Annotated in this window: 19 protein-coding genes; 11 read left to right on the plus strand and 8 right to left on the minus strand. The window is 67.8% G+C overall.

From position 1 onward, the window contains the following. Nucleotides 1–5: 5 nt before the first annotated feature. Nucleotides 6–2,555, minus strand: coding sequence for a nitrite reductase large subunit NirB (gene nirB / locus AC0IZJ_RS11850; RefSeq protein WP_471849866.1), 2,550 nt, complete (start codon nucleotides 2,553–2,555; stop codon nucleotides 6–8). A gap of 299 nt (nucleotides 2,556–2,854) precedes the next feature. Continuing rightward, nucleotides 2,855–3,811 carry an MBL fold metallo-hydrolase gene (locus AC0IZJ_RS11855; protein ID WP_471849868.1) on the minus strand — a complete coding sequence of 319 codons (957 nt, stop codon included), beginning with the start codon at nucleotides 3,809–3,811 and terminating at the stop codon, nucleotides 2,855–2,857. Between the two features lie 48 nt (nucleotides 3,812–3,859). Between AC0IZJ_RS11855 and def the strand changes: the two genes are divergently transcribed. Beyond that, nucleotides 3,860–4,399, plus strand: coding sequence for a peptide deformylase (gene def, locus AC0IZJ_RS11860; RefSeq protein ID WP_471849870.1), 540 nt, complete (start codon nucleotides 3,860–3,862; stop codon nucleotides 4,397–4,399). A gap of 75 nt (nucleotides 4,400–4,474) precedes the next feature. After that, entirely contained in the window at nucleotides 4,475–6,379 is a 1,905-nt protein-coding gene (locus AC0IZJ_RS11865; RefSeq protein WP_471849872.1) for a DUF6600 domain-containing protein, read from the plus strand. 75 nt (nucleotides 6,380–6,454) lie between these two features. On the opposite strand, the gene AC0IZJ_RS11870 is transcribed toward AC0IZJ_RS11865, so the two are convergent. Continuing rightward, nucleotides 6,455–7,099, minus strand: a complete 645-nt coding sequence (locus AC0IZJ_RS11870) for an arylesterase (protein ID WP_471849874.1) — start codon at nucleotides 7,097–7,099, stop codon at nucleotides 6,455–6,457. Between AC0IZJ_RS11870 and AC0IZJ_RS11875 the strand changes: the two genes are divergently transcribed. Then, a complete protein-coding gene (locus tag AC0IZJ_RS11875; protein ID WP_471849876.1) occupies nucleotides 7,098–7,769 on the plus strand; it encodes an ABC transporter ATP-binding protein in 672 nt (223 codons plus the stop codon). The genes AC0IZJ_RS11870 and AC0IZJ_RS11875 overlap by 2 nt on opposite strands. Before the next feature lie 43 nt (nucleotides 7,770–7,812). Here the strand turns inward: AC0IZJ_RS11875 and AC0IZJ_RS11880 are convergent, their stop codons facing one another. The 4 genes from AC0IZJ_RS11880 to msrB all read right to left on the minus strand — a co-directional run bounded on the left by AC0IZJ_RS11880 (nucleotide 7,813) and on the right by msrB (nucleotide 10,037). After that, entirely contained in the window at nucleotides 7,813–8,616 is an 804-nt protein-coding gene (locus AC0IZJ_RS11880; protein ID WP_471849878.1) for a peptidylprolyl isomerase, read from the minus strand. Nucleotides 8,617–8,689: 73 nt separating this feature from the next. Then, nucleotides 8,690–8,953: a BolA family protein gene (locus AC0IZJ_RS11885; RefSeq protein ID WP_471849880.1), complete on the minus strand. Its 264-nt coding sequence runs from the start codon at nucleotides 8,951–8,953 to the stop codon at nucleotides 8,690–8,692. After that, the gene (locus tag AC0IZJ_RS11890; protein WP_471849882.1) at nucleotides 8,950–9,585 is read right to left on the minus strand and encodes a septation protein A; all 636 of its coding nucleotides are present in this window, start codon (nucleotides 9,583–9,585) and stop codon (nucleotides 8,950–8,952) included. Before AC0IZJ_RS11890 ends, AC0IZJ_RS11885 begins: the two co-directional genes overlap by 4 nt. Nucleotides 9,586–9,611: 26 nt before the next feature. Further along, nucleotides 9,612–10,037 carry a peptide-methionine (R)-S-oxide reductase MsrB gene (gene msrB / locus AC0IZJ_RS11895; RefSeq protein WP_471849884.1) on the minus strand — a complete coding sequence of 142 codons (426 nt, stop codon included), beginning with the start codon at nucleotides 10,035–10,037 and terminating at the stop codon, nucleotides 9,612–9,614. A 239-nt stretch (nucleotides 10,038–10,276) separates the two neighbouring features. Between msrB and AC0IZJ_RS11900 the strand changes: the two genes are divergently transcribed. The 6 genes from AC0IZJ_RS11900 to AC0IZJ_RS11925 all read left to right on the plus strand — a co-directional run bounded on the left by AC0IZJ_RS11900 (nucleotide 10,277) and on the right by AC0IZJ_RS11925 (nucleotide 17,076). Next, nucleotides 10,277–11,923, plus strand: coding sequence for a 3-(methylthio)propionyl-CoA ligase (locus AC0IZJ_RS11900; protein WP_471849885.1), 1,647 nt, complete (start codon nucleotides 10,277–10,279; stop codon nucleotides 11,921–11,923). A 45-nt stretch (nucleotides 11,924–11,968) separates the two neighbouring features. Beyond that, the gene (locus AC0IZJ_RS11905; RefSeq protein ID WP_471849886.1) at nucleotides 11,969–13,222 is read left to right on the plus strand and encodes a branched-chain amino acid ABC transporter substrate-binding protein; all 1,254 of its coding nucleotides are present in this window, start codon (nucleotides 11,969–11,971) and stop codon (nucleotides 13,220–13,222) included. Between the two features lie 128 nt (nucleotides 13,223–13,350). After that, nucleotides 13,351–14,310: a branched-chain amino acid ABC transporter permease gene (locus AC0IZJ_RS11910; RefSeq protein WP_471850021.1), complete on the plus strand. Its 960-nt coding sequence runs from the start codon at nucleotides 13,351–13,353 to the stop codon at nucleotides 14,308–14,310. Then, nucleotides 14,310–15,605, plus strand: coding sequence for a branched-chain amino acid ABC transporter permease (locus tag AC0IZJ_RS11915; protein ID WP_471849888.1), 1,296 nt, complete (start codon nucleotides 14,310–14,312; stop codon nucleotides 15,603–15,605). The genes AC0IZJ_RS11910 and AC0IZJ_RS11915 overlap by 1 nt, the downstream gene beginning before the upstream one ends. Then, on the plus strand, nucleotides 15,602–16,366 hold the full coding sequence (locus AC0IZJ_RS11920; RefSeq protein ID WP_471849890.1) for an ABC transporter ATP-binding protein: 765 nt from the start codon (nucleotides 15,602–15,604) through the stop codon (nucleotides 16,364–16,366). Before AC0IZJ_RS11915 ends, AC0IZJ_RS11920 begins: the two co-directional genes overlap by 4 nt. An 11-nt stretch (nucleotides 16,367–16,377) precedes the next feature. Further along, a complete protein-coding gene (locus AC0IZJ_RS11925) occupies nucleotides 16,378–17,076 on the plus strand; it encodes an ABC transporter ATP-binding protein (protein WP_471850023.1) in 699 nt (232 codons plus the stop codon). Nucleotides 17,077–17,082: 6 nt separating this feature from the next. On the opposite strand, the gene AC0IZJ_RS11930 is transcribed toward AC0IZJ_RS11925, so the two are convergent. Beyond that, entirely contained in the window at nucleotides 17,083–17,583 is a 501-nt protein-coding gene (locus tag AC0IZJ_RS11930) for a diguanylate cyclase domain-containing protein (RefSeq protein WP_471849892.1), read from the minus strand. Between the two features lie 208 nt (nucleotides 17,584–17,791). On the opposite strand from AC0IZJ_RS11930, the gene AC0IZJ_RS11935 reads away from it, so the two are divergent. Next, nucleotides 17,792–18,346, plus strand: a complete 555-nt coding sequence (locus tag AC0IZJ_RS11935) for an ECF-type sigma factor (protein WP_471849893.1) — start codon at nucleotides 17,792–17,794, stop codon at nucleotides 18,344–18,346. 1 nt (nucleotide 18,347) lies between these two features. Further along, nucleotides 18,348–21,059 (plus strand): serine/threonine-protein kinase, encoded by a 2,712-nt coding sequence (locus AC0IZJ_RS11940; protein WP_471849895.1) that lies wholly within the window; start codon nucleotides 18,348–18,350, stop codon nucleotides 21,057–21,059. Nucleotides 21,060–21,070: the final 11 nt, after the last annotated feature.

The following is a 21,070-nucleotide window of genomic DNA, read 5'->3' on the forward strand; positions in this document are numbered from 1 at the left end:
CTTGATCAGGCGGTGGCTGCTTCTTCGCGTTCATCCGTGGCCTCTTCGGCGCGTTCCTCGGCACGCGCCGGGCGGATCTGGCCGCGCTCTTCCACGAAGATGATTCGCTCGTCGGGCTTGTCGCTGTTGACGAAGGAGCGGAAGCGTTGGCGCACCTCGGGCGTGTTGACGGCCGTCTTCCATTCGCACTGGTAGGTGTCCACCACGGCCTGCATCTGCGCTTCCAGCTCGGCACCGAGGCCCAGGCTGTCGTTGATGACGACGTCCTTCAGGTAGTCCAGGCCACCCTCGAGGTTGTCGCGCCAGGTGCTGGTGCGCTGCAGGCGGTCGGCCGTGCGCACGTAGAACATCAGGAAGCGGTCGATGAACTTGATCAGGTCGGCCTTGGAGAGGTCGCTGGCGATCAGCTCGGCGTGGCGCGGCTTCATGCCGCCGTTGCCGGCCACATAGAGGTTCCAGCCCTTCTCGGTGGCGATGATGCCGACGTCCTTGCCCTGGGCCTCGGCGCACTCGCGGGTGCAGCCGGAGACGCCGAACTTGATCTTGTGCGGCGCGCGCAGGCCCTTGTAGCGGTTCTCGATTTCCACGGCCAGGCCGACCGAGTCGTCCACGCCATAACGGCACCAGGTGCTGCCCACGCAGCTCTTCACCGTGCGCAGCGACTTGCCGTAGGCATGGCCGCTCTCGAAGCCGGCGGCGATCAGCTCTTCCCAGATGAAGGGCAGCTGCTCGACGCGGGCGCCGAACATGTCGACGCGCGCGCCGCCGGTGATCTTGGTGTACAGGCCGTACTTCTTGGCGACCTGGCCGACGGCGATCAGGCCATCGGGCGTGACCTCGCCGCCCGGCATGCGCGGCACGACGGAGTAGCTGCCGTCCTTCTGGATGTTGCCGAGGTAGTAGTCGTTGCTGTCCTGCAGCGCGGCCAGCTTGGGCTCCAGCACGAACTCGTTCCAGCAGGACGCGAGGATGCTGGCGGCGGCGGGCTTGCAGATGTCGCAGCCCAGGCCCTTGCCATGCTTGGCCAGCAGGTCGCTGAAGGTCTTGACGCCGCCCACGCGCACCAGGTGATACAGCTCCTGGCGCGAATGCGGGAAGTGCTCGCAGATGTGGTTGTTGACGGCCATGCCGAGCTTCTTCATCTCGAACTTCATGACCTGCGTCACCAGCGGCACGCAGCCACCGCAGGTGGCGCCCGCCTTGGTGCAGGCCTTGATCTCGCCCATCGTCGTGCAGCCTTCACCCACGGCCGCGCAGATCTGGCCTTTGGTGACGTTGTTGCACGAGCAGAGCTGGGCGCTGTCGGGCAGCGCATCGGGGCCGATGCCGACCTTGGCCTTGCCGTCGCTGCTGGGCAGGATCAGGAACTCGGGGTCGGCCGGCAGCTTGATGCCGTTGAGCTGCATCTGCTGCAGCGTGCCGTACTCGGCCGCGTCGCCCACCAGCACGGCGCCGAGCAGGAACTGGCCGTCCTCGCTGACGACGAGCTTCTTGTAGACCTGCTTGCGCTCGTCGACGAACTGGTAGCTCCGGCAGTTGGGCGTCTTGCCATGGGCGTCGCCAATGCTGGCCACGTCCACGCCCATCAGCTTGAGCTTGGTGCTGAGGTCGGCGCCGGGGAAGGCGGCTTCGGCGTCGCCGGTGATGTGGCGGGCGGCGACGCGCGCCATCTCGTAGCCAGGCGCGACGAGGCCATAGGTCATGTCGTTCCAGGCCGCGACCTCGCCGATGGCGTAGACGTTGCGGTCGCTGGTGCGGCAGTGGTCATCGATGACGACGCCACCGCGCGGGCCGATGGCCAGCACGCACTGGCGAGGCAGTTCGTCACGCGGGCGGATGCCGGCGGAGAACACGATCATGTCGGTCTCCAGCCAGGTGCCGTCGGCGAACACCATGCGGTGGCGGGCCATGGCGCCGTCGGTGATCTCCAGCGTGTTGCGGCCGGTGTGCACCTGCACGCCCAGGTCTTCGATCTTCTTGCGCAGCACGCGGCCGCCGCCTTCGTCGATCTGCACGGCCATCAGGCGCGGTGCGAACTCGACGACGTGCGTCTCGAGGCCCATGTCGCGCAGCGCCTTGGCGCATTCCAGGCCCAGCAGGCCGCCGCCGACGACGACGCCGGTCTTGGAGACCTTGCCGCTGGCCTGCATGCCTTCCAGGTCCTCGATCGTGCGATAGACATGGCAGTGCGCGCGGTCGCGGCCCGGCACGGACGGCACGAAGGGGTAGGAGCCGGTGGCGAGCACCAGCTTGTCGTAGTGAACGACCGAGCCGTCGGCCAGCGTGATGGTGTGGTCGCGGCGCTCGATGGCGACGGCCTTGGCGGCCAGGCGCAACTGGAAGCCCGGGTTGCTCTCGAAGAAGCCGGCGGGCACCAGGGACAGGTCCTCGGCGGACTTGCCCGAGAAGAACTCGGACAGGTGCACGCGGTCGTACGCCGGCCGCGGCTCCTCGCACAGCACCGTCACCTGCACGTCGGCGCCGGTGTGGCTCTCCGCGAGGGATTCGAGGAATTTCTGGCCCACCATTCCGTGGCCGATGAGGACGATGTGCATGGTCTGTTCTTGCGAAGTGGGCATCTGGGGCGGGGCCGCGAGCGGCCCGATCGGGAGGCACCAAAAGGAAAGGCCCCGCAAGCAGCGGGCTGCTTAGAACGGGGCCAGTCGATGAGAGTCGCCAGCATTGGCGAAGAATCCGAAGCGGCCAGCGTTTTGCAGGCCTCTCACGCCAGAGTCATCGCAAGACCCATGCCCGCGCGGGGCCGAGCGTCATCAAGGGGATTGACCGGCCCCATCCCGGAGCCGAGCACTGGCGAGGTGCGGCGAAGTGCACCGTCGCGGGGCGATTTGCCCCGTCAGCGGGCCGGGCGGTCCAGCATGACCTCCAAACCCTGCGCGTTCAGCTCGGCATCCAGCGCAAGCCAGTCCGCAGCCTCGGCACCGGCGGGGTGCCCGTGTGCACGCAAACGATCCAGATAGCCGTCCAACAGGGCGCCCTTGAGCTGCCCGTGGCGGTCTGGCGCCGCGCGCAGCGACTCGGCCAGCGCGACCATCTCGTCCACCTGTTCCAGCATCACAGCGGCGAGGCGCTGGACCTCGTCCACGCTGCCGCCGATGCGACCGTAATGTGTCACCAGCATGGCCAGCGGCTCGGTTGCCAGCAGGCGAGCGACGGTGGTCTTCAACGCCTCGGGCTCGAACTGCACCGGCGTGCTCGTCGGCAATATCCATGCGCGGCCGTCCACGTCGAAGGCGCGGTAGGACAGGCCGAAGGTGTCGCCGGTGAACCAACTGCGACTGCGCTCGTCCCAGATGGCGTGATGGTGCTTGGCGTGGCCGGGGCTGTCGATGAGGCGCAGTGGCCGGCCCGCGAGATGGATGAGCTGCTCATCATGCGAAGCGTCGGCGCGCTCGGCCGGCACTGCCACCAGCTTGCCGTAGCTGCGCTGCATCTCGGCCTCGCCGTAGACGGCCAGTGCGCTCAGCCAGAGTGCCTTGGGGTCCACCATGTGACGCAGGCCACGCGGATGGACGAGGGCGCGGGCGCCGGGCAGGGCCTGCATCAACAGGCCAACGCCACCGGCATGGTCGAGATGCACATGCGTCGGAATGACCCAGTCCACCGACTCGGGCGCGAGGCCGAGCGCGCCCAGCGAAGCCAGCAGGCGCGGCACCGCATGGTTGGTGCCGGTGTCGATGAAGGCGGCGCGGCCGTCCTGGACCATCAGATAGGCGGCATCGAAGCGCGGGCGCTGGAAGCCGGTGTCTATGGCGTAGATGCCGTGGCCGAGGTCTTCGATGAAATCAAGCATGGGGGCGGGAGGCAGAATCACCGATCACGATAGCCGAAGGAGGCCGCAGTGGCGGTTCACGAGATTCTGAAGATGGGCGACCCGCGCCTGCTGCGCGTGGCCAAGCCCGTCACCGAGTTCGGCACGCCCGAACTCAAGGCGCTGATCGCCGACATGTTCGAGACCATGGCGGCCGCCAACGGCGCCGGTCTGGCGGCGCCGCAGATCGGTGTCGACCTGCGGTTGGTGATCTTCGGCTACAGCAAGAACGTGCGTTACCCCGACGCGCCGCCGGTGCCGCCCACCGTGCTGATCAACCCGGTCATCGAGGTGCTGGGCGGCGGCCGCACCGAAGGCTGGGAAGGCTGCCTGTCCGTGCCCGGCCTGCGCGGCGTCGTCGAGCGCGACGAGCGCATCCGCTACACCGGGTTCGATGCTGACGGCCAGCCCATAGACCGCGTCGCCGACGGCTTCCATGCCCGCGTCGTGCAGCACGAATGCGACCATCTCGACGGCATCCTCTACCCGATGCGCGTCACCGACTTCACGCGCTTCGGCTTCACGTCCGTGCTGTTCCCGGAACTCGACCCGAACAGTGACGATGACTGAACTTGCAAAACTTGTAAGCGCGGTGCACCGGCACGGCGCGTGCCGCGTTGCGCAGGCGCAAAGGAGCATCGGCTCATGACCACGTCCCCCGAATCAAAGCTCGTCATCTCGCGCCGCAGCTGGCGCATGCTGGCCCTGGCCCTGCTGCTTGCCGTCGCACCCGCCGCCAAGGCGCAGGACGCGGACCGAGACCCGCCGTCGCGCGCAGCGCGCATCGTCAACGTCGTCGGCGACGCCTGGCTGTTCGATCAGGACAGCCGCGAATGGACGCGCCTGATGCGCAACCAGACGGTCGGCGAAGGCGACCGCGTGCGTACCGACGACCGGGGCCGCGTCTCTCTGCGCGTGGGCTCCACGTCCGTATGGATCGATGAGCGCAGCGACGTGGAGCTGAGCCAGCTCGACGACGGCCGGACCATGCTGCAGCTGGACCGCGGCGACGTCGCCATCCGCCTGCGCAGCCCCGAGAACGCCGCCGAAACCCGGCTGCGCACCCGCGAGGGCACGGCGCAGCCGGAGCGCGAGGGCCTCTACCGCGTCGAGCAGCTCGACCGCGGCAGCAAGGTCTATGTGCTGCAGGGCCGCGTGCGCTTCGATTGGGCGCGCACGGCGTCGCCGGTGGTGCTGGGCACCGGCGAGCAGGTCGAGCTCTGGTGGCCCGACGGCCCGCGTGCCGAGCGCGGCCCGCTGTACAGCGACGGCTTTGGCGACTGGGTGCTCGCCGAGAGCCGCGACGAGGGCGACCGCCCCGTGGCCCGCTACGTCTCCGCCGAGATGACCGGCGCCGAGGACCTGGACCGTTATGGACGCTGGGAGACCGCCCCCGAATACGGCACCGTTTGGATTCCGACCACCGTCGTCGGCACTGACTGGGCGCCCTATCGCCATGGTCGTTGGGCCTGGTCGCGCCATTGGGGCTGGACCTGGGTGGATGACGCCCCCTGGGGCTTCGCGCCCTTCCATTACGGCCGATGGGTCAGCTGGGGTGGCCGCTGGTGCTGGGCGCCTGGCGCCTATGTGCACCGCCCCGTCTACGCGCCGGCCCTGGTCGGCTGGGTGGGCGGCGGCTCGGTGAGCATCGGCATCGGCATCGGTGGCCGTCCGGCTCCACCGCGCTACGGCTGGTATCCGCTGGCGCCGCGCGAGGTCTATCGCCCGGCCTACCGCCACACGCCGCGCTACCAGCAGCGCGTCAACGACCCGCGCGACCTGCGCGACCCGGTCACCGTGCAGCGCCCACACCGCTATCGCGACGTGCCCGGTGCCGTCAGCACGCTGCCCGGCCCTGGCGCGGCCATCCAGCCCATGCCGGTGCGTGGCCCCGACCGCAGGGGCGAGCCCGGCTGGACGCGTCCGCTGCCCGTTGCCCCCGGCCGCGGCGATCTGGCCGCCGTGCTGCCGCCAGCGCCGACCCGCCCGGTCGAGGCCGACGCCCCGCGCCACCGCGACCGAGATCGTGAACCCGGCATGGGCTGGCGCAGCGACAACCAGTTGCCGCGCCGCGAGGCTCACCGCCCGGCCGAGGCTGCCGCGCCGCAGCCGGCGATGCCGACTGTCATCCAGCAGCAGCCGGCACCGGTGGCCCAGCCGCGCCCATCCTTTGAACAGCCGCAGCAGCAACGTGGCGGCCCGGAGAACGTGCCTTGGCGCCCCCAGCAGCAGCAACGCGAGGAGCGCCGCGAAGAACGCAGGGAGGAGCCGCGTCGCGTGCAGCAGCCCATGCCGCAGTTCGAGCAGCCGCGCCCCATGCAGCAGCCCGAGCGCCCGCCGGTGATGGAGCAGCCGCGCCGTGTCGAAATGCCCATGCGCCAGACCGCGCAGGAGCCACAGCGCATGCCGATGCCGCAGGCCCAACCGCAGCCGCAGCGCGCCCAACCTCAACCGCAGGTCCAGGCGCCGTCACGCAGTGAGGGACCGCAGCGCGCTCGCGAGGACGGCCCTACGCGCGGCGCGCGCGACCCGAAGCAGCAGGAGCGCTAGGAGCGCGACAGGCTGGCGTAGAGACCTTGCGGGACAGACCGCCCGAGCGCAGCGAGTAGCGCTGTCCCCAACTGGCTAGAGCAGGGGCCGCAGCGCCGGCCAGACGTTGTCCAGCATCTGCGGATGCGCCTTGGCCAGCGGGTGGATGCGGTCGGGCTGGAACCACTCCAGCGCGTCCGCCCGGTCTGCCACCCCCTTGAGCAGGAAGGGCACGAGGCTGGCGCGCGTCTGCTTGGCCACCTCGATGAACAGGCCCTCGAACTCGCGCCCATAGGCGCCGCCGTAGTTGGGCGGCACCTGCATGCCCACGACGATGACCTTGGCGCCCGCTGCCTGGGCCGCCTTGGCCATTGCCAGCAGGTTGTCCCGTGTGCTGGCCAGCGGCAGGCCGCGCAGTGCGTCGTTGCCGCCCAGCTCGATGATGACGATGGCCGGCTTGTGCGTCCGCAGTGCGGCGGGCAGCCGGCTGCGCCCGCCCGATGTCGTGTCGCCGCTGATGCTGGCGTTGACGACGCGGTGTGGCTTCTTCTGTTCTGCCAGCCGCGCCTGCAGCAGGGCCACCCAGCCGGCGCCGGCCTTCAGGCCGTACTCGGCTGACAGGCTGTCGCCGACGACAAGGATGACAGGCGCCTCGGCGGCGGCCGCTGCCCCTGACGTCCAGCCGGCCATCACCCCCAGGCTAAAGTGCGCCACCACCGCCCGCCGACGCAGTCCCGACATGCCAGAAGCCCTTGTCCAAGTTGATCAAATCACCAAGCGCGTGCGCGACGCGACCGGGGAGCTGACGATTCTGCATGACATCAGCTTCGAGCTGACCGCAAGGGAATCCGTGGCCATCGTCGGCGCCTCCGGTTCGGGCAAGAGCACGCTGCTGGCCATACTCGCCGGCCTGGACGTGCCCAGCGATGGCACCGTCAGGTTGCGCGGTCAGGACCTGTTCACGCTGAACGAGGACGAACGCGCCGCCGTGCGGGCCCGCGAGCTGGGCTTCGTCTTCCAGAGCTTCCAGCTGCTGCCCAATTTGACGGCGTTGGAGAACGTCATGCTGCCGCTGGAGCTGCGCGGCGACCGCGATGCGCGCGAGCAGGCCGCCGCCATGCTGGCGCGTGTGGGCCTGGCCGAGCGCCTGGGCCACTACCCGCGCGTGCTGTCGGGGGGCGAGCAGCAACGCGTGGCGCTGGCCCGCGCCTTCGTGCTGCGCCCGGCCCTGCTGCTGGCCGATGAGCCGACAGGCAGCCTGGACTTCGCGACCGGCGCGCAGGTCATGGCGCTGATGTTTGAGCTCAACCGTGAGGCCGGCACGACGCTGGTGCTGGTCACCCACGACCGTGAGATCGCGACGCGCTGCGAGCGTCAGCTGCGCATCGAGGCCGGCCGCCTGGCGGCATGAAAAAACCCGCCAGCGGCGGGTTTTTCAAATCAGCAGCAAGGGATTACTTGCTGAACTTGTAGTCCGTCTTCGCCTTTTCGATCAGGCTGGCCTGGAACTCTGCCGCTTTCTGCTGCTCGATGCGCTGCTTGATCTGCGCCTTGACGTCGTCGAAGGCAGGGAAGGTGGCGGCGCGGGTGTCTTCGAGCTTGATGATGTGATAGCCGAACTGGCTCTTCACCGGCTCTTGCGTCATCTCGCCCTTTTGCAGCGCGACCATGGCCTTGCTGAACTCGGGCACGAAGTTGTTCGGGTTGGCGAAGTCGAGGTCGCCGCCCTTTTCGGCGGAGCCGGTGTCCTTGGAGTTCTTCTTGGCCAGTTCCTCGAAGTTGCCACCGGCCTTGATCTGGGCGATCAGGGCCTTGGCGTCTTCTTCCTTCTCGACCAGGATGTGGCGGGCACGGTATTCGTTGCCGCTGTTGGTCGCCTTGAACTTGTCGTACTCGGCCTGAGCATCGGCGTCGCTGACGGGATTCTTGATGCGGTAGTCATCCATCAGGCCGCGGATCAGCAGCATCTGGCGGGCCAGGTCCATCTGGGTCCTGTAGTCGGCCGTCTGCGGGATGCCGCGGGCTTCGGCGGCCTGGATGAAGATCTCGCGGCGGACGACTTCGTCCTTGACCTGGGCTTCCAGCTCCGGCGAGCGCTGCTGCTGGCCGCTCTTGGTGACCTGCTGGATCAACTGCTCGACGCGCGCCTTGGCCACGGGCTTGCCGTTGACTGTGGCGACGTTCTGCGCAACTGCTGCAGCCGGCAGCAAGGCCGAAATGGTGGCCGCGACGACGGCGGCGAGCGCAAACTTCTTCATGGGCGTGGGGGAGGTGTCAGGCTAAAAAAATCGCGCCCGACAGCGGGGCGCGCGGTGCTATCACGTTCGACCTTCAGGATTCGCCCGGCGCGCGGGCGTCAATGGCCAGCGCGTGGATTCCGCGCTGCATCAGGTCGGACAAAGAATGATAAACGAGGCGGTGACGGGCCAATCTTTGCAGGCCGGTAAAGCGATCCGAGACGACAGCCACATGAAAGTGGCCGCCCTCGCGGGCCCCGGCGTGGCCGGCGTGCTGGGCGCTGTCGTCGCGGACGGCCAGCTCTTGTGGCGCCAGTGCGGCGCGCAGGCGGGTCTCGATCTCGGACGCCAGGCTCACGGTTTTCCGTCCTCTTCCTTCGGTGGCAGGTGCTTGCCCAGGTAAAGGCTCTGAGCCACGGTGAACAGCACGATCAGGCCGGTGACGCCGAAGACCTTGAAGTTGGCCCAGGTCGAGGTCGAGAAGTTGTAGGCCACGTAGAGATTGACGACGCCCATCGCGGCGAAGAAAAGCACCCAGGCGCGGTTGAGCTTGGCCCAGATCGTGTCGGGCAGCGGCAACTGGGCGCCGAGCATGGCCTTGATGAGGTTCTTGCCGAAGGCCGCGAGCGAGATCCACAGCGTGAGCGCCATGGCCCAGTACACGCCGGTGGGCTTCCACTTGATGAAGGTCTCGTTGTGGAACCAGATGGTGGCGCCGCCGAGCACGACGACGAGGGCCAGGCTGATCCACAGCATGAGGTCGATCTTGTGGCCGCGCAGCTTGAGGATGGCAGCCTGCGCCAGCGTCGCGAGCATGACGACGACGGTGGCCAGCAGCACCGGCGCCTCCTTCGGGCCGACGACGCCGCCCTGCACGAGGAAGCCGAAATGCTGCGTTGCGAACGCGGCCGCTGCGTCCGGGTTGCCCTCTGCGCCCTTGAAGGCGACGAAGAACAGGATCAGTGGGAGAAAGTCGAGCAGTAACTTCATGTCAGCCTGTGCGGGTCATTCGCGGGTCATTCGCCGGAATTGTCCCCGACGAAATCGATGGAGGCCGAGTTGATGCAGTAACGCTCTCCCGTCGGCTCGGGCCCGTCCGGAAAGACGTGGCCGAGATGGCTGCCGCACTTGTTGCAGCGTACCTCCACGCGCACCATGCCGTGGCTGCGGTCGACGATGCGCTCGATGACCTCGCTGTTGACCGGCGCCCAGTAGCTAGGCCAGCCGCAACCGGCGTCGAATTTGGTGTCGGCCTCGAACAGCGGCGTGCCGCAGCCGATGCAGTTGTAGTGGCCGTCCTTGAAGTGGTCCCAGTACTTGCCGCTGAACGCGCGTTCCGTGCCGGCTTGGCGGGCGACCTGGTACTGCGTGGTGTCGAGCTGCTCGCGCCACTCGGCATCGGTCTTCTGAACGGGGTAGGTCTTGCTGCTGTCGTGGCTCATGATGAACAGGCGCTTCGAGGCTTTGGGCCCAGTCGGGCGGCGGGGCCGCATCGCTGAGGAGAACGGGTTCGTCGAACGGGCGGCTCAGAACTTTCATCCGCTCGGCAGCGTCAGTTTAGTGAGGCGGTTTCGACCCCGCTGGCCTGGGTGTTTCCCCGGGGTCCGAGGGTCGCGGTTGTGACGTTGTTAGCTTGAAAGCGCGGGCTAGACTGGCTCGATAAGACCGGCAGGAGACAGCCATGACATTGATGGGCCGGATGATGTCGGAACCGTTGTTGATCTCGTCGTTGCTGAAGCACGCCGAGCGGCATGCGGGCGACACCGAGATCGTCAGCAAGCGGGTCGAGGGCGACCTGCACCGCAGCAATTGGCGCGAGCTTGCGCGCCGTTCGCGCCAGGTCGCGCAGGCCCTGGCTCGGCTGGGCTGCGAGCCCGGCGACCGTGTCGGTACGCTGGCCTGGAACGGCCATCGCCACTTGGAAATCTATTACGGCACCTCCGGCTCGGGGCTGATCTGCCACACCATCAACCCGCGCCTCTTCCCTGAGCAGATCGTCTGGATCGCCAACGATGCCGAAGACCGCGTGCTGTGCTTCGACGCGACCTTCCTGCCGCTGGTCGAAAAGATCGCGCCGCTGCTCAAGACCGTGAAGCACTTCGTGCTGATGACGTCGCGGGCTCACATGCCCGCCGCCACGGGCATCCCCGACCTGCTGTGCTTCGACGACCTGCTGGACGCGGAGACCGGCGACTACACCTGGCCCAGCTTCGACGAGAACACCGCCTCCAGCATCTGCTACACGTCTGGGACCACCGGCAACCCCAAGGGCGCCATCTACAGCCACCGCTCGACCGTGCTGCACGCCTATGCCGCGGCCTTGCCGGACGCGATGGACTGCTCCAGCCGCGACGTCATCCTGCCCGTCGTGCCGATGTTCCACGTCAATGCCTGGGGTCTGCCCTACAGCGCGGCCATCGTCGGCTGCAAGCTCGTGCTGCCCGGGCCGCACCTCGACGGCAAGAGCCTGTACGAGCTGTTCGAGGGCGAGAAGGTGTCCTTCAGCGCCGGTGTGCCGACCGTGTGGCTGGGCCTGCTGAATTACGTCAAGGCCAACAACGTCAAGTTCTCGACCTTCAAGCGCACCGTCATCGGCGGTTCGGCCTGTCCGCCGGCCATGATGAAGTCGCTGCAGCAGGACTTCGGCCTGGAGGTCATCCATGCCTGGGGCATGACGGAGATGTCGCCGCTGGGCACGCTGTCCAAGCTGACGACGCGCCAGCTGGACCTGCCGGCCGAGGCGCAGCAGCGCCTGCTGGAGAAGCAGGGCCGCGTCGTCTACGGCGTCGACATGGCCATCATCGACGACGAGGGCCGCTCGCTGCCCTGGGACGGTCAGGCGTCCGGCAACCTCGTCGTGCGCGGCCACTGGGTCATCAGCCAATACTTCAAGCACGACGACTCGCCGCTGGTCAGCGTGGACGGCGAGCCGGGCTGGTTCCCCACCGGCGACGTGGCCACCATCGACGCCGACGGCTTCATGCAGATCACCGACCGCAGCAAGGACGTCATCAAGTCCGGCGGCGAATGGATCAGCTCCATTGACCTCGAAAACATCGCCATGGCCCACCCGGCCGTGCACGAGGCGGCCGTCATCGCGGCCAAGCACGCGAAGTGGGACGAGCGGCCGCTGCTCGTCGTCGTCAAGAAACCCGACTCGACGCTCACGCGCGAGGAACTGCTGGCCTTTTATGAAGGCCGCATCGCCAAGTGGCAGATCCCGGACGACGTTGCCTTCGTCCCCGAGATCCCGCACACGGCCACCGGCAAGGTACAGAAGCTCAAGCTGCGCGAGCAGTTCGTGAGCCACAAGCTGCCCACCGCGTGAGCCTTCAGTTCGTCCATTAGAGCCACAACCACCCAGGAGACAAGCATGTTCGACATCACTTCGACCCGATTTGCCGTGCGTACGCTGACCGCTGCGGCAGCCCTCGCGCTGGCCGCCGGCGCCGCCCACGCCCAGAAGGGCGAGACGGTCAAGCTGGCCTACATCGACGCACTCTCCGGCCTCATGGGCCCGGTGGGGCAGAACCAGGTCAAGACCTTCCAGTTCCTTGGCGAGAAGTTCAACAAGAGCAACCCGGCCGGCGTGAAGTTCGAGGTCGTCCCGTTCGACAACAAGCTCAGCCCCGCCGAGTCTCTGAACCTGTTGAAGGCTGCGGCCGACCAAGGCATCCGCTACGTCATGCAGGGCAACGGCTCCAGCGTGGCATTGGCGCTGTCCGACGCGGTGCAGAAGCACAACGAGCGCAACCCGGGCAAGGAAATCGTCTACCTGAACTACTCGGCGGTGGACCCTGACCTGACCAACAGCAAGTGCAGCTACTGGCACTTCCGCTTCGACGCCGACACGTCGATGAAGATGGAAGCGATGTCGTCGTTCATCAAGGACCAGCCGGACGTGAAGAAGGTTTTCCTGCTGAACCAGAACTACGCCCACGGCCACCAGGTCGCCAAGTACGCCAAGGAGACGTTGGGTCGCAAGCGCCCGGACATCCAGTTCGTCGGCGAGGACCTGCACCCGCTGGCCCAGGTGCGCGACTTCGCGCCCTACGTCGCCAAGATCAAGGCCAGCGGTGCCGACACCGTCATCACCGGCAACTGGGGATCGGACCTGGCGCTGCTGGTCAAGGCCGCCAACGAGGCCGGCTACAACGGCAAGTTCTTCACCTACTACACCGGCGTGACCGGCACGCCGACGGCGCTGGGCACCGGCGGCGCGGGCCGCGTGTTCCAGGTGGCCTACAGCCACTACAACATGGGTGGCGAGACCCAGAAAATGGCCGAGGAGTACAACAAGAAGTTCAACGACGACATGTACACCAACAGCATCCAGCACATCTACACGATGCTGAGCCAGGCGATGGCCAACGCGAAGTCCACCGACCCGGTCAAGGTCGCTGCGGCGCTGGAAGGGTTGACGGTGAAGAGCTTCAACGGTGAGGTGACGATGCGCAAGGCCGACCACCAGCTGCAGCAGCCGCTGTTCATCTCGGTCTGGCAGAAGGCCGACGCCAAGTACCCGTACAGCCCCGAGAAGACGGGCATGACGCTGGCGCCGGTGAAGCAGTTCGAGACCTATGTGTCGTCCACGCCGACGTCTTGCCAGATGAAAAGGCCCGGCTGACCGCCTGAGCGCCTGACTCGCCGCGCCGCCTTCATTGGCGGCGCGTTTTTCTGACCTTGCCGGCCACCGCCTTGGATCAAGTCTTCATCAACCTGCTGAACGGCCTGTCGTCGGGCCTGCTGCTGTTCATGCTCAGCTCCGGGCTGACGCTGATCTTCAGCATGATGGGCGTGCTGAACTTCGCGCACGCCAGCTTCTACATGGTGGGCGCCTACGTGGCCTACTCGCTGGTGGGCGTGTTCGGCTTCTGGCCGGCGCTGCTCCTGGCGCCGCTGGTCGTCGGGCTGATGGGCGCGGGCTTCGAGCGTTTCGCGCTGCGGCGGGTGCACAAGTTCGGCCACGTGCCGGAGCTGCTCATCACCTTCGGCCTGTCCTATGTGGTGCTGGAGCTGGTGCAGCTGATCTGGGGTCGCACCGCAGTGCCGTTCACGCCGCCGCCGGAGCTGCAGGGCTCGGCCTTCACCGTCATCTCGCACCCGCTGCAGGGTGTGTCGCTGATGCTGGGCAAGGCCGCGCCGGAGCTGTGCGCGGCGGCCTCCTGCTCCAACTTCCCGTTGACCAAGGTCTTCATGATGGCGGTGGCGCTGCTGATGCTGGTGGCGCTGTGGCTGCTGCTGACGCGCACCCGCGTCGGGCTGGTCATCCAGGCCTCGCTGACCCACCCGGAGATGGTGGAGGCGCTGGGCCACAACGTGCCGCGCGTGCTGATGCTGGTGTTCGGCAGCGGCTGTGCACTGGCCGGCCTGGCCGGCGTGGTGGGCGGCATCACCTTCGTGACCGAGCCGAACATGGCCGCCTTCATCGGCGCCATCATCTTCGTCGTCGTCGTGGTGGGCGGCATCGGCTCGCTGGCCGGCGCCTTCGTCGGCTCCATCGTCGTGGGCCTGCTGCAGACGCTGCCGCTGACCATCAACGGTTCGCTCGCCACGCTGTTCACATCGCTCGGCTTCACCGTGACCGCCAGCACGCCGGGCTATCCGCTGCTGCGCCTGACGATGGCGGAGGTCGCGCCCATCCTGCCTTACCTGTTGATGGTGCTGATCCTGATCTTCCGGCCCAAGGGCCTGCTTGGCACGCGAGAAGACTGATGGCTGCCAAAGAATTCCATTTCAAGCCGCACAACGTCGGGCGCTGGATCGTCTGGGGCCTGTTTGCCGTCATCCTGTTCGTCGCGCCGCGCGTCTGGACCAGCGGCCTGGCCCAGACCATGCTCACGCAGATGGGCATCGGCATCATTGCCTGTCTGGCCTACAACATGCTGCTCGGCCAGGGCGGCATGTTGAGCTTCGGCCACGCCGTCTACAGCGGCATGGGCGCCTTCCTGGCCATCCATGCACTGAACAAGGTCGGCGCCGGCACGCTGGGCATCCCGGTCAGCCTGATCCCGCTGGTGGGCGGCCTGGCGGGCCTGGTCTGCGCGATGCTGCTGGGCTATGTGTCCACCAAGAAGGCCGGCACGCCGTTCGCGATGATCACGCTGGGCATCGGCGAGCTGGTGTTCGCGCTGGCGCTGATGCTGCCGGAGTTCTCGGGCGGCGAGGGCGGCGTGTCCAGCAACCGCGTCATCGGCAAGCCGGTCCTGGGCATCAGCTACGGGCCGCAGATCCAGGTCTACTACCTCGTCGCCGTCTACTGCTTCATCTGCACGGCGGCCATGTTCGCGCTGACGCGCACGCCGCTGGGCCGCATGCTGAACGCCGTGCGCGACAACCCCGAGCGCGTCGAGTTCATCGGCTACGACACGCACTGGGTACGGTTCATGATCTTCGCGATCTCGGGCTTCTTTGCCGGCATCGCGGGCGGCCTCGGCGCGATCAACACCGAGATCGTCAATGGCGCCGACGTGCTGCATGCGGCCCGTTCCGGCGCCTACCTGCTGTTCACCTTCCTGGGCGGCGCGATGTTCTTCTTCGGGCCCATCCTCGGCGCCGTGCTGATGGTGTTCTGCGGCGTGATGCTGGCGGAGCTGACGCAGGCCTGGCTGCTCTACCTGGGCCTGCTGTTCCTGTTCATGGTCATGTACGCGCCGGGCGGCTTCGCCAGCCTGATCCTGATGAACCTGCGCGTGGCGGCCTTCGGCAAGCTCGGGCGCATCTGGACGTCCTACCTCGCACTGGGCGGCGCGGCGCTGGCTGCGCTCATCGGCGCTGCTGCCATGATCGAAATGCTCTACCACCGCCAGCTCAATGAGGCGTTAGGTCCCGAGCTGAAGTTCATGGGCGCGACGCTGAACAGTTCGGGCGTGGACGCCTGGTTCGGTGCCGGCTGGCTGATGGTCGTGGGAATCGCCCTCTTCGAGCTGGCACGCCGGCACTACGCGCAGCAGTGGGGCGAGATCCAGGAAGACATCGAGAAGGAAATCAAGCGGAGGGAGGCGCTATGAGCGGCTATGCGCTTGAACTGCGCGACGTGCGCAAGAGCTTCGGCAAGACCGAGATCATCCGCGGCGCCCAGCTGGCCGTGCAGGCCGGCGAGCGCGTGGCCATCATCGGCCCCAACGGTGCGGGCAAGAGCACGCTGTTCAATCTGATCAGTGGGCGTTTCGCGCCGACCTCGGGCGAGATCCATCTGCACGGCCAGCGCATCGACGGGAAAAAGCCGTTCGAAATCAATCGCCTCGGCCTGTCGCGCAGCTTCCAGGTCTCCAACCTGTTCACGCGTTTGAGCGTGTTCGAGAACATCCGCTGCGCCGTGCTGTGGAGCCTGGGTCACCGCTACGCATTCTGGAAGTTCCTGGCCGACCTGGAAGACGCCAATGACCGCACCGAGCAGATCCTGGAGATGATCAAACTCGACAGGAAGCGCGACGTGCTGGCCATGAACCTGACCTACGCCGAGGCGCGTGCGCTGGAGATCGGCATCACCATCGCCGGCGGCTCCAGCGTCATCCTGCTGGACGAACCCACGGCCGGCATGAGCAAGAGCGAGACGAAGCGCTTCATCCAGCTGATCCGCGACGTGACGGTGGGCAAGACCCTGCTGACCGTGGAGCACGACATGGGCGTCGTCTTCGGCCTGGCCGACAAGATCGCCGTGCTGGTCTACGGCGAAGTCATCGCCTTCGACACGCCGGAGGCAGTGCGGGCAAATGCAAAAGTGCAGGAGGCCTACCTGGGCTCGGTGCTCGCGGAGGTGCACGCATGACCTCATCACGCGTGCTGAAGCTGGACAACGTCCACGCCTTCTACGGCAAGAGCCATGTGCTGCACGGCGTCAGCCTGCAGGTGAAGCCGGGCGAGATCGTCGCCTTGCTGGGCCGCAACGGCGCGGGCCGATCGACGATGGTCAAGACCATCATGGGCCAGGTCGATGCCAAGGGTTCCGTCAAGTTCGGCGACGTCGAGCTTGTCGGCCGCAAGGCCTACGAGATCGCCCACATGGGCGTGGGCTATGTGCCCGAGAACCGCGACATCTTCTCCAAGCTGACCGTGCACCAGAACCTGATGCTGGGCGAGAAGAAGGCCGGCGCCAAGAACGTGCGCTGGAGCTTCGACGACATGTACAAGATGTTCCCGCGCCTCAAGGAGCGCCAGCACACCGAGGCCGGCGTGCTGTCAGGCGGCGAGCAGCAGATGCTCACACTCTGCCGCACGCTGATGGGCGACCCCGATCTCATCATGATCGACGAGCCCACCGAGGGCCTGGCGCCCAAGATCGTCGAGCTGGTGGCCGAGTACCTCAAGGAGCTGAAGAACCGCGGCATTGCCGTGCTGCTGGTGGAACAGAAGCTCGCCATCGCGCTGGAGATCTCCGAGCGCTGCTACGTGATGGGCCACGGCCGCATCGTCTTCGAGGGCACGCCGGCCGAGTTGCGCGGCAATGTCTACATCCGCAAGGAGTGGCTCGAAGTCTGAGGGCGATCAGGGGCGCAGATTGGCACACGCCGCTTCGGCCAGCTCCGTGCCATTGCGCCCGTCCTCGGGGAACACGGCCACGCCGATGCGCACGCCCACCTGCATCAGCCGGTCGTCGACGCCGTAGTTGCCGCGCATGGTCTGCAGCAGCCGTCGCTCGGCGATGTCCGCCTCCCCGGTACCTGCGGCCATCAGCAGCACCGCAAAGCACTGAGGGCCCACGCGCAGCACCTCGTCGGACCCACGCACGCGGTTGCGCAGGCGCTGGCTCGCGGCCTGGATGAGGTCGTCGCGCGCCTGCTCGCCCAAGGCGCTGCCGGGCTGCTCCAGCACGTCCATCTCCACCCACAGCAAGGCCAGCTGGCCACCCTCGCGGCGGCATTGGGCGAACTGGCGGGACAGGCGCAGGCCCAGGGCGGCGAGCGAATCCATCCGCGGCAGCGGTGCGCTGAAGCAGCCACGCGCGGTGGCGGGCGGGTCGTTGGCGATCATCTCCAGTTGCGACATGGCATCAGGGGTGGGTTGACGGGGTGAGGGGCGTGCTTGGCGGCGCGGCTATTGCCTGCCTCCCTGATCCCGCTTTCGCACGGCCCTCATCTCTCAGAACGCAAGCGGCCTACGGAACCCGACATGGCGACCGAAAAAAACTTTCCCGACCCGGGCTTCCCTCGCGCAAGGCCGTCGCTCCGTCACGGCCAGCCGGTAGAGTGCGGCGGTGCAAGACATCACCCAACTGCTGCACGCCGCCCAGCAGGGCGACCAGGCCGCCGCCAGCCAGGTGGTGGCGCAGCTCTACGCCGACCTGCAGCGCCTGGCGCGCCGCCAGGTTCGCCAGGCGGGCCACCTCACCCTGCTGGACACCACGGCCCTGGTGCATGAGGCTTGGCTGCGCCTGCCCGGCGCCCAAGGGGCCAAGTTCCCCGACCGGCGCCACTTCCTTGCCTATGCCGCCCAGGCCATGCGCTCGGTCGTCATCGACCTGGTGCGCGCCCGCCAGGCCGAGCGCCGCGGCGGCGGCCTGGCGCATGTGACGCTGGACACGGCAATAGCCGACCAACTGCCCGAGGCCGACGCCGACATCCTGCGCGTGCATGAGGCGCTGGACGAGCTGGCCCAGCTGGAGCCGCGGCTGGCCCAGGTCGTCGAGATGCGCTACTTCGGTGGCCTGCGCGAGCAGGAGATCGCCGAGGCGCTGGGCGTGAACGAGCGCACCGTGCAGCGGGACTGGCAGAAGGCACGCCTGTTTCTGTCCATCAGTTTGGGCGCCTGACATGGACGCCCTCGACAAGCAGCGCTGGCTGGACCTGAGCCCCTTGCTCGACGAACTGCTGGACCTGGACCCACCCGCCCGCAGCTTGCGACTGGCCCAGCTGCAGGCGCAGGACCCCGACACGGCCGAGCAGCTGAAGCGGCTGCTGGCACGCGCCGAGGGCCTGGAGGAACAGGGTTATCTGAGCGAACCGGTGGTCGCGCAGTGGCATGAGGCGCTGGCCTCGGTGCCCGGCGATGAACCGCCGCCCGACTTCGCCGGCCAATCCCTTGGCCCCTATGTGCTGGAAAGCCAGCTCGGCCAGGGCGGCATGGGCACCGTCTGGCTGGCTCGCCGGGCGGACGGGCGCTTCGAAGGCCAGGTGGCAGTCAAGTTCCTGACGGCCGGCCTGCTCGGGCGGGGCGACGCGGGTCGTTTCGCGCGCGAGGGCGAAATTCTGGCGCGCCTGTCCCACCCTCACATCGCCCGCCTGCTGGACGCCGGTGTTCATCAGGGCAGCCAGCCCTACCTGGTGCTGGAGTACGTCGACGGCCGGCCCATCGACGCCTACTGCCGCCTGCATCATCTCGACATCGAGGCCCGCGTGCACCTCTTCCTGGATGTGCTGGCCGCCGTGGCCCATGCGCATGCGCGGCTCATCCTGCACCGGGACCTCAAGCCCAGCAACATCCTCGTCACGCCCGAGGGCGACGTGAAGCTGCTCGACTTCGGCATTGCCAAGCTGCTGGACGACGCCAGCCAGGCCGAGCACGGCGCCGCCGCCACCGAACTAACGCAGCGCGCCGGCAGCGCCTTCACGCCCCAGTTTGCCGCGCCCGAGCAGGTGCAGCAGGCCGACGTGACGACCGCCACCGATGTCTACGCGCTGGGCGTGCTGCTCTACCTGCTGCTGGGCGGCAGCCACCCCACGGCCGACGACACCCAAACCCAGCTCGACCGCCTCAAGGCCGTCGTCGAGCACGTGCCCAAGCGATTGTCGGACGTGGCTGCGGGCCAGGGCGACGAGGCCGTCGCCCGCCAGGCCCGTGAACTGCGTGGCGACCTCGACACCATCGTCGCCAAGGCGCTGAAGAAGTCTCCCGCCGAGCGCTACCCCAACGCCCAGGCCTTGGCCGACGACCTGCAGCGCTGGCTGGCCCACGAGCCCATCAGCGCGCGGCCAGACAGCCGGCTCTATGTGCTCAACCGCTTTGTCCGCCGCCACCGCATGGCGGCCGCAGCCACCGGCCTAGCCGTGTGCGCGCTGCTCGGCCTGACGACGACCAGCCTGCTGCAGGCCCGCCGCGCCGAGGCCGCCGAGCAGCAGGCCCAGGCCCGCCGCCAGCAGGCCGAGGACCTGCTCAGCTACATGCTGGGCGAGTTCGCCGACAAGCTCCGCCCCATCGGCCGGCTGGAGCTGCTGGACAGCGTCGGAGCCAAGTCGCTGAGCTTTCTGGCCGAAGACTCGCAGGCCGGCCCGGTGGCACGCCTGCAGCGGGCCAAGGCGCTGACGGTCATTGCCGAGGTGAGGGTATCCAAGCGCGAACTGGATACGGCGATCGAGCCGCTCGAAGCGGCCAATGTTCTGCTGCAAGGCGACCCGCCGCAGCCGGAGCTGATGGCGGCCTGGCGCAAGGCGCAGGGCGCCGTGGCCTTCTGGCAGGGCGAGGTAGCGTTCCGCCAGCGCCAGCTGAGCGTGGCTCAAATCCATTGGGAGCAATATCGGCGCATCAGCGAGGCCTGGCTGCGGGCCATGCCGAAGGACGCCGATGCGCAGTTGGAGCTGTCCTACGCCGAGAGCAACCTCGGTTCGGTGTCGCTGAATCGCGGGCTGCTGGTGCAGGCGGAACAGGCCTTCAGGCGGTCGCTGACGCTCAAGGACGACTTGCTGCTGAAGCGGCCGGGCGACGCCAGCCTGCAGGCGGACTGGGTCGACACGGCGAGCTGGCTGGGCACCGCCTTGCTGCGGCAAGGGCGCTACCGCAGCGCGGCGAGCGAGTTCGAACGTGCGCTCGTCCGCGTTCGCGCATTGCGCCAGAGCCACAGCGAGGATCTGGCCTGGCTGGAGAGCGAGGCCGGCGTGCTGGCCAACCTGGGTCGTGCGCGGGTGGCCCTGGGTGAGGTCGATGCGTCGTCCTGGTCGCTCGCGCACGCCGCAGCCTCGCGGCTCGCGAAGAGCGACCCCAGCAATCTGGCCTGGGCCTTCATGGCCATCGAGGTCGAGGCCGACGGACTGGCACGGCAACCCGCATCGCCCGAGCGACGCCGGCAGGCCCTGTCCCTGCTGGGCCGGCTGGAAGGCCTGCGCGCCGGCAAGCCGCCACTGGACAACTGGCTGCCCCGCTTCGTCAGGCTGCTGGCTTTGACGTCCAGCGAGCCATGCCTCGCCGAAACCTGCACGGCCGTCACCGAGGCCATGGACCGGACCGAGCAGCGCCTCAGCAAGGCCGTGCTGAAGCGCCCCGAGGACTTGCCGCTGCTCAACGCCGCCGTGCAGCTGCAGCTGCTGCGGGCCGAGCAGCCCGCTGCCAGCAAGGCCGAAATGGTGGCGCAAAGGCAGGCCGCCTGCGGGCAGGCCGGTTCGCTGCTGCAGGCACGCGATGGCTGGCTGCAGGTGCATGCGGAACTCACCCAGCGCTGGCTTCAGGTCGAGCAGTGCCGGGACCCCTCGGCGCCAACTCGTGCCGACTGGAAGGCAGTGCAAGCCTGGCTCCAGGGTCAGCGCGACCGTTGAGTCAGTCTCCC

Source organism: Roseateles sp. AC306 (genome assembly GCF_979253795.1).